This window comes from Stappia sp. BW2 (assembly GCF_008107695.1).
Taxonomy (GTDB): Bacteria; Pseudomonadota; Alphaproteobacteria; order Rhizobiales; family Stappiaceae; genus Roseibium.
On the sequence record NZ_VIRG01000070.1, the window covers coordinates 33,722 to 48,432 of the forward strand.

The 14,711-nt window shown below is 60.6% G+C and carries 13 protein-coding genes; 8 read left to right on the forward strand and 5 right to left on the reverse strand.

Features of this window, described 5'->3' with window-relative positions:
* Positions 1–3: 3 nt before the first annotated feature.
* Genes FMN63_RS19035 through FMN63_RS19045 form a run of 3 tightly spaced genes read right to left on the reverse strand, consistent with a single transcriptional unit; the run spans position 4 to position 4,822 of the window.
* On the reverse strand, positions 4–2,829 hold the full coding sequence (locus tag FMN63_RS19035) for a DUF4159 domain-containing protein (protein WP_148585762.1): 2,826 nt from the start codon (positions 2,827–2,829) through the stop codon (positions 4–6).
* 3 nt (positions 2,830–2,832) lie between these two features.
* Positions 2,833–3,768 carry a DUF58 domain-containing protein gene (locus FMN63_RS19040; protein ID WP_148585763.1) on the reverse strand — a complete coding sequence of 312 codons (936 nt, stop codon included), beginning with the start codon at positions 3,766–3,768 and terminating at the stop codon, positions 2,833–2,835.
* 34 nt (positions 3,769–3,802) lie between these two features.
* Entirely contained in the window at positions 3,803–4,822 is a 1,020-nt protein-coding gene (locus FMN63_RS19045; RefSeq protein ID WP_148585764.1) for an AAA family ATPase, read from the reverse strand.
* 281 nt (positions 4,823–5,103) lie between these two features.
* On the opposite strand from FMN63_RS19045, the gene FMN63_RS19050 reads away from it, so the two are divergent.
* The 5 genes from FMN63_RS19050 (at position 5,104) to FMN63_RS19070 (ending at position 9,133) form a co-directional block, all read left to right on the forward strand.
* Positions 5,104–5,712: a DUF1285 domain-containing protein gene (locus FMN63_RS19050; RefSeq protein ID WP_148585765.1), complete on the forward strand. Its 609-nt coding sequence runs from the start codon at positions 5,104–5,106 to the stop codon at positions 5,710–5,712.
* Positions 5,713–5,751: 39 nt separating this feature from the next.
* Complete coding sequence (locus FMN63_RS19055; protein WP_148585766.1) at positions 5,752–6,402, forward strand: CoA pyrophosphatase; 651 nt, start codon at positions 5,752–5,754, stop codon at positions 6,400–6,402.
* The gene (locus FMN63_RS19060) at positions 6,402–6,662 is read left to right on the forward strand and encodes a DUF6111 family protein (protein WP_148585767.1); all 261 of its coding nucleotides are present in this window, start codon (positions 6,402–6,404) and stop codon (positions 6,660–6,662) included. The genes FMN63_RS19055 and FMN63_RS19060 overlap by 1 nt, the downstream gene beginning before the upstream one ends.
* Positions 6,663–6,666: 4 nt before the next feature.
* Positions 6,667–7,911 (forward strand): CCA tRNA nucleotidyltransferase, encoded by a 1,245-nt coding sequence (locus FMN63_RS19065; protein ID WP_148585768.1) that lies wholly within the window; start codon positions 6,667–6,669, stop codon positions 7,909–7,911.
* Positions 7,912–8,020: 109 nt separating this feature from the next.
* Positions 8,021–9,133, forward strand: coding sequence for an HD-GYP domain-containing protein (locus FMN63_RS19070; RefSeq protein ID WP_148585769.1), 1,113 nt, complete (start codon positions 8,021–8,023; stop codon positions 9,131–9,133).
* Positions 9,134–9,169: 36 nt separating this feature from the next.
* Here FMN63_RS19070 and hemF read toward each other — a convergent pair whose 3' ends face one another.
* Positions 9,170–10,096 carry an oxygen-dependent coproporphyrinogen oxidase gene (gene hemF, locus FMN63_RS19075; protein WP_148585770.1) on the reverse strand — a complete coding sequence of 309 codons (927 nt, stop codon included), beginning with the start codon at positions 10,094–10,096 and terminating at the stop codon, positions 9,170–9,172.
* A 57-nt stretch (positions 10,097–10,153) separates the two neighbouring features.
* Positions 10,154–10,621: a tRNA (cytidine(34)-2'-O)-methyltransferase gene (locus FMN63_RS19080; protein WP_148585771.1), complete on the reverse strand. Its 468-nt coding sequence runs from the start codon at positions 10,619–10,621 to the stop codon at positions 10,154–10,156.
* 267 nt (positions 10,622–10,888) lie between these two features.
* On the opposite strand from FMN63_RS19080, the gene FMN63_RS19085 reads away from it, so the two are divergent.
* The 3 genes from FMN63_RS19085 to FMN63_RS19095 all read left to right on the forward strand — a co-directional run bounded on the left by FMN63_RS19085 (position 10,889) and on the right by FMN63_RS19095 (position 14,711).
* Entirely contained in the window at positions 10,889–12,676 is a 1,788-nt protein-coding gene (locus FMN63_RS19085) for an ABC transporter ATP-binding protein (protein ID WP_148587251.1), read from the forward strand.
* Between the two features lie 136 nt (positions 12,677–12,812).
* A complete protein-coding gene (locus FMN63_RS19090; protein ID WP_148585772.1) occupies positions 12,813–13,211 on the forward strand; it encodes a DUF2177 family protein in 399 nt (132 codons plus the stop codon).
* Between the two features lie 180 nt (positions 13,212–13,391).
* Positions 13,392–14,711, forward strand: a complete 1,320-nt coding sequence (locus FMN63_RS19095) for a methyl-accepting chemotaxis protein (protein WP_148585773.1) — start codon at positions 13,392–13,394, stop codon at positions 14,709–14,711.

A 14,711-nucleotide genomic window follows, 5' to 3' on the forward strand; every position in this document is an offset into this window, starting at 1 on the left:
CTCCTATTGTCCCAAACGCTCAAGAAGAGCGGGAATGTGTACCTGGTCGGCCTTGTAGTTGCCTGTCAGGCTGTACATGACGATGTTGACCCCGGAGCGGAACGCGTAGTCGCGCTGCATGGGGCTGTTGGGCACCGTCGGATACATGAACTCGCCTGCTTCCGTGATTGCCCAGGCAGCGGCAAAATCGTTGCCGGTGATCAGGATCGGCGAGACACCATCACCCGCGCGCACCGGACGATCCCCACGCGCTGCGACTTCTTCCAGACTTTCCACCCACAGCGGGCTGGTCGCGTAACGACCGGGGAAGGAATCCAGAAGGTAGAACGATTTCGTCAGGACGTGATCAGGCGGCACCGGCTCGAGCGGTGGAACGTCCAGATCTTCCAGGATTTCCCGCAGCTTCAGTGTTGCCGGTGTGGAAGAAAAGCCGTTGGCCGATGCATTGATGTGGTCACGCGTATCGAACAGGATCGTGCCGCCATTGCGCATGAAGGTGTCTATGCGGGCAATGGTCTTATCGTTCGGCTTGTCCGCCGCCGGATCGATCGGCCAGTAGAGCAGGGAGTAGAACGCCAGTTCGTCACGCTCGATATCGATGGCAATCGGTGCTCCGGGTTCCAGGGCGGTTCGCTCTGACAGGAATTGGGTCAGGCCCGACAGACCGGCAGCACTGGCGTCGTCAATTTCCGGATTGCCCGTCAGCACATAGGCCAGACGGGTTTGCAGGGTCGACTCCAGCGCCAGAAGATCGTCGGAGGCCGTTTGTGCCTGCGCCTGATTGATGCCGATGTCGGCAGGCGCGAGCAGGCCGGCGCCCAGGGCGAACGCCAGCGCCGTGGCGGCGGTCCGGCTGCGCAGGCCGAGACGGCCCAGCCCGCCGGCCAGCAAGAAGACAGCAATGGTGTCGAGGATCATCAGCAGGAAGGCCAGCGTGAAGAACAGGGCTCTCAGATCGAATGGATCGGAGGTCGGATAGGCGGTTCGCGCCACCCGGTCGCCCAGCGCCGACAGGTCAAGCGGCAGAAGTTCGTCATCCTTGCGCATGAGATTGAGCGCACGGAAGCCGTCCTCGGTGCCGTAAAGACCGGGGGGCGTTCTGCGGCTGGCTTCCGCGTCCCGGAAAAGAGATGCGCTCACGGGCGTAACTTCGACCGGTGGCGGGCCGAAATGACCGTAGCCATCAAGCAGGCGCAAGGGGGGAAGCACGCTCTTGGCCGGTGTGCCGTCTTCCGCGGTTTCCGAGGCGGCGGCCACATTGGAGACCGACAGGATCCGGCGTAGCATGTTCAGGAAGACGCCGGACAGCGGCAGATTGGACCAGGACGAGTCCGCCGTGACATGGAACAGCACCATCGACCCGGCGCCGAGAGGAGCCGCGGTTACTAGCGGCGTGCCGTCTTCAAGCATGGCCCAGGTCCGTTCCGGCAGGTCCGAGGTCGGTTCGGCCAAGACCTGACGCGTCACGGTGACTTCCTCAGGCACCCTGAGCCCGGAGAAGGGTGAGCCTTCCGGGAAATCCGCAAGATGCTGCGGCTGTTTCCAGCTGAGAGATCCGCCGAGGGAGCGGTCGCCGGCGCGCAGACGCACGGGAATGAGATCGTCGCTGCCGCCTGCCGTGCGTGGACCGGCAAAGCGCACCAGCGTGCCACCGCTCTCGATCCAGTCGCGTAGCGTCGCGGTGGTCGTTTCCGGCAGCCGGCCGACATCGGCCAGCACCAGAACGGAAATGCCCTGTTCGATCAAGGACGGCACTGCTTCAGCGATATCGGCATCGCGCGGGCGGCGAATGTCGGAGAAGGGCGCAAGCGCACGTTCAAGATAATAAAGTGGAGAAAGCAGCGGTTGATCCAGATCACCCGACTGGCCGGAGATCAGGCCGACCGTGCGCCGGCGCCAGCTGTCATCCACCAGTTGCACCGCACCTGCCGCAGCCTCACCGGCAATTTCCACCCGGGCAATGTCGTTGCGCAGTTCGCTCGGCAGTTCGAAACGCGCTTCGGTTTCGGTCTCGCCAGCGTCGAAATTCGCCTGAACTTCACCCAGAACAAGGCCTTTCAGGTCCAGCGCCTGAAGGGTTGTCGTGGTCTGTTGCTGGTCCGGATGCCGAACAACGGTCAAAGACAGCGCATCGGTATCGTTGTTCAGGTTTTTCAATCCCATGGGCGTGTCCAGCCCGATCAACACCGTTATGGGGGCGTTGCCGGAGATCTGGGCGAGGTCAGTCAGAAACGGCCCCTTGGTACTGGTGTTGTCCGACAGCCAGATCACGGCGCCGGGCGGGTTGGCCTGTGCGGCCTTGCGCAGACCTATGCTGAGTTCGGAGCGCTCCGGTGGATAGGGGCGCGGCTCGAGAGCACGAAGTTTTTCAAGGGCGGTGGTTGCGGCCTCGGGCGTAAAGCTCTGACCGGGACCTTCCGCCGTAGCGGCAAACAGGATCGGCTGACCGCTCTGTTCGGCTTCAGTCAGGATCTGCTCGGCGGTGTTGACCTGCGCAGCCCACCCTTTGGCGGATGTCCAGCCGTTGTCGACCAGAACCCAGAGAACGCCTTCACCTGTATCGAGCGGTTCGCTGGATCGCCAGATTGGCCCGGCCAGGGCGATAATCAGGATCGCCGCCATCAGCAAACGGAGCAGCGTCAGCCACCACGGGCTGCGCTGCGGGGTTTCCTCATGCTGGTCGATGCCGATCAGAAGCCGGGTTGGCGGAAACCGGATCTCGCGCGGGCGCGGCGGTGTCAGCCGCAACAGCCACCAGATGACCGGAAGCAGCGCGAGCGCGGTCAGGATCCAGGGAACGGTGAATGTCAGAGGCAATCCTGCGAACACGGGTCAGATGCCTCCTTTGGGTAACAGGTCCAGCGCGCCGGACAGGGCGCTGTGAAGCACGAGCAAGGGTTCGGACGCGGGACGATCCGTGTGGTGCAGGACGTAGGTCCAGCCGGCCCGTCTGGCGATGTCGCGAATTTCCGCCCGGTGGGCTTCCAGGCGGTTGCGGTAGTCTTCGCGCCATTTTTCCGCGCGCCCGGCCGTCAGCCGGACACCCTGTTCCGGATCCGTGAACTCCACCCTGCCGTCAAACGGGAAAGTTTCTTCGATGGGATCGAGCACCTGCACCAGATGGCCCCGCGCGCCTGTGCCGGCAACACGGGCAACCCATGTCGCAATTTCCTCAATCGGGTCGAGGAAGTCGGAGACCAGCACAACATCGGCAAAACGCTGCACGGCGATTGTGTCCGGATAGGCGATGGGTTTGGAAAGATGGGTGAGTGCATCCGCCAGGCGTTCGGCGGCACGGCGGTCGGAAAAGGGCCTTGTCAGACCGGGCAATCCGATACGCTCGCCGGTTTCGGCCAGCATGTCGGCAAGGGCCAGCATCAGAACGATGGACCGGTCGCGTTTGGAAACGTCTGCCAGGCGAGAGCGGAACACCATGGACGGCGACAGATCAGCCCAAAGCCAGACCGTGTGCGCGGCCTCCCATTCGCGTTCGCGGACGTAGAGATGGTCATCGCGCGCAGACCGTCGCCAGTCGATGCGCTTTGCCGGTTCGCCCATGTTGAACGGGCGGAACTGCCAGAAACTTTCACCCGGGCCTGCGCGGCGTCTGCCATGCCAGCCGGCGATAATGGAGCTGGCGACATGGCTCGCCTCGACCAGCAGGTCCGGCAGCGCATTTGCGACCGATCTGGCCTCGCCGATGACATTCGGCCAGTTTTCGGCGTCGATGCCTGTCTGGTTGCTGCCCTGAGTGCTGCTCGAATCCATGCGGCCGGCTTTCTGGCTGGTTAAGGTAACGGGGTCAGGCGATCTGGTCCTTGACCCGGCGGATGACGTCGCGAACGGTGTGCCCGTCGGCCCTTGCGGCAAACGTCAGCGCCATACGGTGCTGCAGGACCGGTTCGGCAAGAGCCAGCACGTCATCGACGGAAGGCGCAAGACGTCCGTCGACCAGCGCGCGGGCCCTGACGGTCAGCATGAGTGCCTGACTGGCGCGCGGCCCCGGTCCCCAGGCAATCAGGCTGGTCAGATCGGAAGGGGCCGAACTGTTGTCTGGACGGGCGGACCGCACAAGCTTCAGGATGGCTTCCACCACGGATTCGCCAACGGGCATGCGCCGGACCAGTTGCTGATATTCCAAAAGTTCTTCGGCGCGCATGGCCACCTGGGCCGTGGCCTGATCGGCGCCTGTGGTCTCCAGCAGGATGCGGCGTTCGGCTTCAAGATCCGGATAGTGGACGTCGATCTGCATCAGAAACCGGTCGAGCTGGGCTTCCGGCAGCGGATATGTGCCTTCCTGTTCAAGCGGGTTCTGGGTGGCGAGCACGTGGAAGGGGCGCGGCAAATCGTGCGGGTGGCCGGCAACGGTCACATGATATTCCTGCATGGCCTGCAGCAGCGCCGACTGGGTGCGGGGGCTGGCCCGGTTGATTTCATCTGCCATCAGCAGCTGTGAGAAGACGGGACCCGGAATGAAGCGGAACGAGCGGCCGCCGTCGGCGCCTTGTTCCATCACTTCGGCGCCCAGAATGTCAGAGGGCATCAGATCCGGTGTGAACTGGATGCGGCGGGCGTCGAGGCCCAGAACGGTGCCGAGAGTTTCCACCAGCTTGGTTTTGGCAAGACCGGGCACGCCGACCAGAAGACCATGGCCGCCGGCCAGAATGGTGACCAGCGATTGCTCCACCACATTTTCCTGACCGAAGATGATCCGGGCGATATCAACCTTGGCATCGCTGATGCGGCTGACGGCGCGTTCGGCTTGCTCGGCGACGGCGGCGAGATCTTCTTCGCTTGGGGTGGAGGGAGAAATAACGCTCATGGTTCACCTTTCCCGCAATCTGCGTTTCGACTGCCTGCCCGGCTTTCGGGTAAACAATGCCGCTGACCTTTGTTGCTGCGACTCAAGCAGTCTGACACCATATAATTCAGTAGATAAGGCGCAATTGTGCGCCATACAGTGGAAAGGTCCAAGTTTCTTTCCAACCTTTGGGGAAAAGGCCGGGCCTGCAGGCACCTGTAGCCGAACGAGCGATATCGGTGGAGGGTCGGAATTGTCAAAAATTCCGGGGCCTTGATGAAGACAGCAAGGACGAAACATCCATGGCGGAGGAAACCGCAAAAACAGATGCGGCATTACCGGAAGGTCTGAAGGCCCTGATGAGCCGGGCGGACACAGGCGGCAAGGGACCGCCGCCGGTAGACAAGTGGAACCCGCCGTTTTGCGGGGATCTGGACATTCGCATCGCCCGCGACGGTACCTGGTATTACCTTGGGTCACCCATTGGCCGCATGCCGCTGGTGAAGCTGTTTGCCTCGGTTCTGCGCAAGGATGAAGATGGCAGGCACTATCTGGTCACGCCGGTGGAAAAGATCGGCATCACCGTCGAAGATGCACCGCTTCTGGCGGTCGAAATGGCCGTCGAGGGTATGGCGCGGGAGCAGCAGCTCACAGTGCGGACAAATCTCGGTGATCTGGTTGCTGTTGGAGAGGACCATCTGCTGCGTTTTGAAAAAGAACCGGACAGCGGCGGCCTTAAACCCTATGTTCACGTCAGAGGGCGCCTGGAGGCCTTGTTTACCAGAGCGCTGATGTATCAACTGGCGGATCTTATGGAAGAACGGGAAACGGATGACGGCACCCGGATGGGGGTCTGGAGCGGTGGCCGGTTCTTTCCGGTCGATCCTGCTTTCCTGAACGCTCAGGACTGACCGAATGATCTGTTTCGCACGACCGGACACACCGATTGCATGACTGCCTTCCCGACGAAATCCCTTGCTGATCCAGCGGACTGGCCAACCCTGTTCAGGACGCGGCTGGACGATGCGGCGCTTCGAGGTTTCGAGCGCGAGACCGGCGATCACATTCTCAACCCCGATCTTGGCCCCTACGCGAAATGGGACGGTGCGCCACGGGATGCCGCAGTGCTTATCGGTATCGTCGAGCGCGGTGATGGCCCCAATGTGGTGCTGACACAGCGCACGGGACATCTGAAGTCCCACGCCGGGCAGGTGGCTCTTCCCGGAGGCAAGATCGATCCGACGGACAGGGGGCCTGTCGAGGCGGCTCTGCGTGAGGCTGATGAGGAAATCGGCCTTGCACCGGAGCGTGTCGAGCCTATCGGCAATCTGGCACCTTATCTCACCGGTTCGGGATACCGGGTCGTGCCGGTGGTCGGCACCATTCGGGAGGGGGCGGCCTTCCGTCCCAATCCCGGTGAGGTTGAAAGTGTTTTCGAAGTGCCTTTGGGATTCTTGATGGATCCCGCAAACCATCAGAAACTCAGCCGGGAATGGCAGGGAAAACGTCGTTACTTCTACGCAATGCCCTTTGGAGAACGTTATATCTGGGGCGTCACCGCGGGCATTATTCGCTCCTTATATGAAACGGTCTACCGCTAATGGTTCGTGTGTTCATACTTCATCTTTTTCTGTTTCTCCTGCCGTTCATCACCTACGGTTTCTGGCTGTGGCTGAGCAAACGTCACAATGATCCTGGCCGTTGGGCCGCAAAGCCGCTGGCATGGCTCACGCTGATCGGTCTGGTTCTGGTGATTGCCGGACTGGTCGGCATGGCATCCTTCGGTCATGCCCCGGAGGGCGCCAATTGGCGACCGTCTGAAATGCGAGACGGCGTGTTTGTGCCCGGTCGATACGAATAACACCATGAGCGTGACGGCTGAACAGATCCTTCAACAGGCCGACTGGTTGAAAGCGCCGGGCATTCAGGCGGTGTTCGAGGCGATCGAGCAAGAGGGCGACGAAGCCCGGGTTGTCGGGGGAGCCGTGCGCAACACCTTGCTCGGTCATCCTGTTCCAGATGTCGATATCGCGACCACGGCATCGCCTGAAACGGTGATGGAGCGAACACGCGCGGCGGGCCTGAAACCGATCGGAACCGGTATCGACCACGGCACGATCACCGTTGTCAGCAGTGGCTATCCCTATGAAGTCACGACGCTTCGGGAGGACGTGGAAACCTTCGGGCGTCAGGCGCGGGTTGTCTTCGGTCGAAACTGGACGCGCGATGCCGAGCGCCGAGATTTCACGCTCAACGCGCTCTATGTCGATCGCCATGGCCGGCTGCACGATCCGCTTGGCGGATTGGACGACTGCCTCGACAGGCGCGTGCGTTTCATCGGCGACCCGGACAAGCGCATTCGCGAAGACTACCTGCGCATCCTGCGGTTCTTCCGGATTTACGCAGCCTATGGCGCTGGAGACATGGACGCAGACGGCCTTGGAGCGTGTCTGCGTCAGCGCGACGGACTGCGGCATCTGTCTGCCGAGCGGATCGGCCACGAGATGCGGCGGTTGTTACGCGCGCGTCTGGCCGCGCCGGCGCTGAAAATGATGAACGATTGCGGTCTTTGGGAAATCGCAACCGGCGGGCTAGCCCGTATCGAGGATTATCTCGCCTTGCGCAGCCTCGACGTGGACGCGAGCAACGTGACCGATCCGGAGCTCGGACTGGTGGTGCTGACCGGTTTCGTGCGTGAGGACGTGGAGCGCGTTTGCGATCGGCTGCGGCTGTCGAATGCCGAGCGCGAAAGAATGCGCACCGCCTGGGCGGCGATGAGATGTCTACGCCAGGCGGACAAGCTGCCGGAAGCTGCGCACCTGGTCTATCAGTTTGGGCGCCAGGGAGCGGTCGACGGCCTTTTGGGGCGCTGGGCCGGCCTGCGGGCGCAGGACAAGGATCCCGGCGATACGTTCACCGGACTGCTGGAGCGGTTGAAAGACGTTCCGGTGCCGCAATTTCCCATCAAGGGGGCAGATCTGATTGCGGCCGGTCATGCCCCCGGTCGGGCACTCGGCGACCGCCTCAAAAGCCTGGAGGCGGATTGGCGAGACAGCGGATTTTCCCTTTCCAGACAGGACTTGCTGGAGCGGGCAGGGGAGGTGACTTAAGGAAATTTTAGGTGACACTGCGTCACATCGCGATGCTGATTTCCTTTTGGAAAGGTTTTGTGGATATTCTGCCATGACAAAGCGTGTGCGGACGACTGTGAGGCGGTGAATGGAAATTGTTCTGATCTCAGACGGACCGCTTGCGCTTGATTCACCCGTCAGAAAACTTCCGTTTTTCTTTCCGGCCCGCCTGATCGACATGTCCAAGGTGTCTGAAAGCACAGTCGGTGACGGCCGTGCTGCCGTGGTGGAGCTGCTGGGCGCAACCGATGCCGGGTTGACGGCCCTGAAATCATCCTGGGCCAGTATTGCCGAGATCCCAGTGATCTGCCTGGCTTCCAAGAAGAACCGGCGGGAAGTCATTCAGGCATCCGCACTCGGCAAGACCGAAATCATGGAACGCGACACACCGCTTGCACTGCTTGTGCGCAAGCTCAAGCTGATCCTGCAAGATGATCCGCTTGCCCAGGTTCCAAACGGGCTGCCTGCCAAGACGCTGGAAGCCTACAAGAAAGGCAATGCCTTTCTGGAAAGTCTGGCTCTGTCTGCAGCGGAAGGCTCGAACATTCAGACCAGCCTGATGAACGAAGGCGCGGCAGAAATTCTGTCGGCTCTGTCACTGGACGGCTTGTCGCCCTGGCTGGACGCCGTGCAGTCACATCACAGTGGCACCTATTGTCATTCCCTGATGGTTGCCGGCATTGCCGGATCTTTCGCGCAGCATCTCGGCTGGAGTGAAAAGGACTGTCAGGAAGCGATTGCCGGCGGATTGGTGCATGACATCGGCAAGATGCGCATTCCGCTGACGATCCTCGACAAAGCCGACAAGCTGACGGATGCCGAGCGCTCGATCATCGACAAACATCCCGTATTTGGCCGTGACATCCTGAAGCCGCGGCTTGAACTGTCCGTCGACATCAAGAAGATGGCCATCCAGCATCACGAGTTTCTGGATGGCTCAGGATATCCGGATGGACTGAAGGGAGAGAGGATCTCTCCCAAAGTCCGCCTGATGACCATTTGCGACATCTTCACCGCGCTCACCGAAAAACGGGCCTACAAGGATGGCATGCCGGTTCGTGTTGCCATTGGCGTGATGCAGGAGATGGGCCGGAAACTGGACCAGGCCATGTTGAAAAAATTCGCTCACATGGTCCTGGACCGGGATATGGGCGAAGTCATTCGCCCGCCGCAGAAGGTGACCCGCACGCAGGCCGTTTGACCCGGCGCCCATCCATCAGATGTCGGGACTAAAAAATTACGGCCATTTCACCACGGGGGGCATCGACGAGAGGATCGAGGCGACGTTGCCGCCGGTCTTCAGGCCGAAAATCGTGCCGCGGTCATAAAGCAGATTGTATTCCACATAACGGCCACGGCGGATGAGCTGTTCTTCACGCTCTGCATCGCTCCAGGATTTCTGGAAGTTGCGCCGGACCAGCTCAGGATAAATGTCGAGGAATGCCAGACCGATGTCCCTGGTGAAGGCAAAATCCTCCTCCCAGGTTCCGCTGTGCAGATAATCGTAGAAAATGCCGCCGATGCCACGCGCTTCGTTGCGGTGTTTCAGGAAGAAATAGTCGTCACACCAGGCTTTGTAGGCGTCATAGTTGGCAACGGCATGTGCGTTGCAGGCGGACCGCATGGCCTCGTGAAAGGCAATGGTATCGGGGTCGTCCTGTGTCCGCCGGGCATCAAGCACAGGCGTCAGGTCCGCACCGCCGCCGAACCACTGGCGGGTGGTGACCACCATACGGGTGTTCATGTGAACGGCGGGAACATGCGGGTTCTGCGGATGAGCAATGAGGCTGATACCCGACGCCCAGAAACGAGGGTCTTCGCTGGCACCCGGTATCTGGCCGCGAAATTCGGGTGAGAATTCGCCATGAACGGTCGAGATATGCACGCCCACCTTTTCGAAGACACGGCCATGCATCATCGACATGACGCCGCCGCCCCCTTTATCCCCCGTGCTGTCGGTGCGCTCCCAGGGTGTGCGCTCGAAGCGGCCGGCAGGCTGGTCCGACAGTGGGCCGGACAGATCGCCGATCTCGTCTTCAAGATCTTCGAAAGCCTTGCAGATCCGGTCTCGCAGCTCCTTGAACCAGGCCGGGGCCGTTGCCTTCTTGTCCTCGATACCGTCCGGAATGGGACCGCCGCGGTTTTCAGGGGTAGGTGCGTTCATGTGACTGCCTGGGCTTGTTGCAACCTGCCGGACCGGCGGGCATGCGATTGATTGCTATCACGGGCTTTTAGGAAATGTGCCTGATTGCCGCAAGGCTTCACCCAGCACCATGCCCGTGGACACAGCAACGTTGAGCGAGCGCATGCCCTCTGCCATGGGGATTGTCAGCCGGGCATCAGCCAGCGCGTGTACGTCCTCCGGCGCGCCTGAGCTTTCCCGTCCCATCATCAGGATATCATCTGAGTGGAATGTAAAATCCGCATATGGGACGTCTGATTTTGTCGTCATGAGGATCAACCGGCGCCGCTCGGACCGCCGCCACTCATCGAAGGCGGCAAACGATATATGACGAACCATCGCGGCCCGTTCCAGATAGTCCATGCCCGCCCGCTTCAGCGCAGCGTCGGAGATTGGGAACCCTGCCGGCTCAATAAGATGTACGGTCACCCCCATGCAGGCGGCGAGGCGCAGGATCGTGCCGGTGTTTTGCGGAATGTCCGGTTGGTAAAGGGCGATGTCTGGCATGGGGATCCACGTTCGTTTCGAAGCTGCGGCTCAATAGCAGCAGGCACGGCTTTTGTCACAGAGCGGTGTGGTGGCTGCGCCCAGGTGGACCCTGCAACATACGGGAAGAAGGCGAACCGGCAGATATTTTCACTGGGCCAATTTCACGCCGGGCGCGTAGGATAGCCTGAAGATTCGCTCCAGCCCCCATGGAGACGCCCCGTGTCCCCGCTCTTTCGCGTTTTTGAAACCTGGATAGATCCTTTCCGGGCGCCGCCCAGATCCGGCATGCCTCATGGCGGTTTTGCCTTTCTGATGTATTTCGTCAGCCAGGTGCGCTGGCCGTTTATCGCCATGCTTGCCATTGGCGGCGCGGCCGCATTCATCGAAGTGGCGATCTTCAATTTTCTCGGCCGGATCGTGGATCTTCTGGACGAGAGCAAGCGGGCGACCTTCTTTTCCGATCATTTCTGGACTCTCATGACCATGGCCTTTGTGGTGCTGGTCGTGCGCACGCTGACAAACTCGCTGATGGCGCTCGTGGAAGAGCAGACAATCGTCCCCGGGTTCTTCAATCTCGTGCGCTGGCAGTGCCACCAGCGGGTAATGCAGCAAAGCCTTTCCTATTTTCAGGACGATCTCGCCGGGCGTCTTTCGCAAAAGGTGATGCAATCGGGCATGTCGGCGGGAGATTTCATGACCAACCTGCTGCAGGTGGTCTGGTTCATCGTCGTTTATGCGATCACGACACTGGTTTTGATCGCGGATCTGGATCTGTGGCTTGGGGCGCTCGTGGCCGTCTGGCTGCTCTGTTTTACCGTGACGGCGGTCGTGTTCGTGCCGCGGGTTCGTGCCGCCGCCAAGGATACCGCCAATGCCTATTCCGGTGTGACGGGCCGTCTGGTGGATACCTACACCAACATCCAGTCGGTGAAGCTGTTCGGCTCGTCCAAGGAAGAGAGCCGGGGGGCGCGGTCTTCGGTGGAAACGATGATCGCCAAGCTTCATGTCTTCACGCGGCTTTTGACCAGCATTCGCATGATCATGACGATGGTCAACGGAGTGATGATCGTTGCCATCTCCGGCATGGCACTGTCCATCTGGCAGGATGGCGGCATCAGTGCCGGTCATGTTGCCTTCACGCTCAGTCTGATCCTGCGCCTGAACATTCTGCTGAACCGCCTGTTCAATCAGCTCAACGGTCTGTTCCGTCACTTCGGCTCGCTGCAGGACAGCATGGAAACCATCGTCAAGCCGGTGGCCCTTGCGGACAAGCCGGATGCACCGGCGCTGAAGGTGACCGCCGGGGAGGTTCGTTTCGAGAATATCCGGTTCCACTACGGAAAGGCGGCAGGGGTTATCGATCATCTTGATCTGACGATCCGTCCCGGCGAGCGTGTCGGTATCGTGGGTCCGTCAGGGGCGGGCAAGACAACGCTGACAAGCCTCCTGCTCCGGTTCTTCGATGTGGAAGCGGGGCGCGTGCTGATCGATGGACAGGATGTCCGGGATGTGAACCAGGAAACCCTGCGACGGTCGGTTGGCATGGTGACGCAGGATCCCTCGTTGCTGCACCGTTCGATCCGCGAGAACATCCTCTACGGACGGACATCGGCCAGCGAAGAAGAGTTGCTGGAGGCAACCCGAAAGGCCCATGCATCCGGCTTCATCCGGAAGCTGGAAGACAGGCGCGGCCGCAAGGGCTTTGACGCCTTTGTCGGCGAACGCGGTGTCAAACTCTCCGGCGGGCAGCGTCAGCGCATTGCCATTGCAAGGGTGCTGCTGAAGGATGCTCCGATCCTTGTGCTGGACGAAGCGACCTCCGCGCTCGATTCTGAAGTCGAGGCCGCCATTCAGGAGAACCTGCAAGGCTTGATGACGGGAAAAACGGTGATCGCCATCGCCCACCGCCTGTCAACCATCGCAGCCATGGACCGGCTGATCGTCATGGACAGGGGCAGGATCGTTCAGCAGGGCACGCATGAGACACTGCTGGAGGATGCGGATGGCCTTTACGCGCAGCTCTGGCATCGTCAGTCAGGTGGCTTCCTGGAGGCAGAAGGCGAATTTGCCTGAGCGAGAATGCCGCGAGAGGGCGTTGGCAATTTAGGGGTCCACACCCTAGGGCTGATCCATCGCGATAGCCGTGTCGTAGACCGGTCAGGCTAATCAGTGGCAACAAGCTAATCAGTGGCAAAGACAGGGGGCCGGCTTGAAATACCTCACGGCATATATTGCAACAGTTCTCGTCTTTCTTGCCGTGGACTTCGTCTGGCTCACCCAGGTGTCGACCCGGTTTTATGTCGACCGCATCGGTCATCTGATGATGGAGCGGCCCAATATTGTCGCGGCCGGTGTATTCTATCTGTTTTACGTCGTCGGGATCGTGATCTTCGCGGTTGCGCCCGCGCTCAAGGCCGAGAGTCTCGCCATGGCTGCCATCCTGGGAGGGCTGTTCGGTCTCTTCACCTATGGCACGTATGACGTCACCAACTATGCGACCCTCCGGGATTGGCCGATATCCGTTGTAATCGTCGATGTTGCGTGGGGAACGGTGCTCTCCGCGGTTTCTGCGACAGCTGGCTACACCATCACACGGTTGATGTCCTGAACCGCCACCTGTGGACCTCGGCAGACGGCGGCATTGTAAGAAATATCATGTCTAAGTATTTCTCCCGAGGGCCGGCCGTTACTGAATTTTTACGTGCAGACCGCTAGTATTCCTGCTTGCGAGAACGGCGCTGATGGAAAGCGGCGGTAAGCGGGATGAAAATACTTTCGGGGTTTCAACGTGACGCTTTCAATCAAGGGCCGGTTTGTCGCCATGGTTCTGACGGCCGCCGCCATCATGATGGCCGGTACCGCATTTGCCTTCTATACGTTCCGCCAGGCCTTCATGGAAAAGATCGGCACACCAGCGGGTGCGCAGGATTTTCTGACTGGAAATGTCGCTGACAAGATCGACGGCCTTATTCTGGATCAGATGATCACCATCGGTCTCGTTGTCATGCCCGTCGGGCTTGCCTTTCTGGCGTTTGCGGTCATTCTTGCCGTCGGTCTCGCGCGGCCCATGAACCGGCTGCAGGCGGGCCTCGACATGTTGTCGAAAGGCAATCTCGATATCCAGATCGACGGCGCCCAGCGGACCGACGAGATCGGTGCCATCGCCCGTTCCGTGACGGCTTTCCGTACCAATCTCGCAGAACGTGCGAAAGAGCAGGCAAGTCAGGAGCTGGCGCATCAGGAAGAGCTCAGTGAAGAACGCAAGGCTTTGATGCAGGACGTTGCGGACGACTTTGAAAAGTCCGTTATCGGGGTGGTCTCTGCCTTGTCCACTGCCGCCAACAGCGTCGCGGGCAACTCTGCCGATCTCAACAGGGCCGTGAATTCTTCCATGCAGGCTGTCCAGCAAGTTCATCAGGCAACGTCGGAAGCCAGCAGTTCCGTTGCTGTCGTGACCAATTCGGCGGACCGGTTGTCCGGTTCGTTGAGCCGTGTGCGCGAAGACGTCGACCAGGCAACGGACATTGCCAGCACCGCGGTCGCGGAGGCCCGGAAAACCGACGAGGTTGTCGGCAGGCTTGCCGAGACGGGCCGCGCCATCGGTGAAATCGTGGAATTGATCAGCCAGATCGCGAGCCAGACGAACCTGCTTGCGCTCAATGCGACCATCGAGGCGGCCCGTGCCGGCGAAGCAGGACGCGGATTTGCCGTTGTCGCCAATGAGGTCAAGGCCCTGGCGGAGCAGACGACGCGGGCCACCGAGGATATCTCGGCACAGGTGACGGCCGTGCAGGAAGTTGCCGAACTCTCCGAAACAGCCATTCGCTCGATCGCGGAAACAATCGGCCGTGTCAGCGAGATCTCCGGAAAAATCCGCGAGGCGGTCGAAGAACAGACAACGGCTACGCAGGAAATCAGCAGCAATGCCATGACGGCGCGTGCGAGCTCCGATCAGGTGGCCGGAAACGTCGATACCTTGAGCGAAGTGATGGAGACCAGCCGGACGGCAACCGAGGAAATGACCGGTGCTGCCGATGAACTGGGGCAATTGTCGAACAGCCTTCAGGAGCAGGTGAGGCAATTCCTTCAAAGCGTGCGGGCGGCCTGA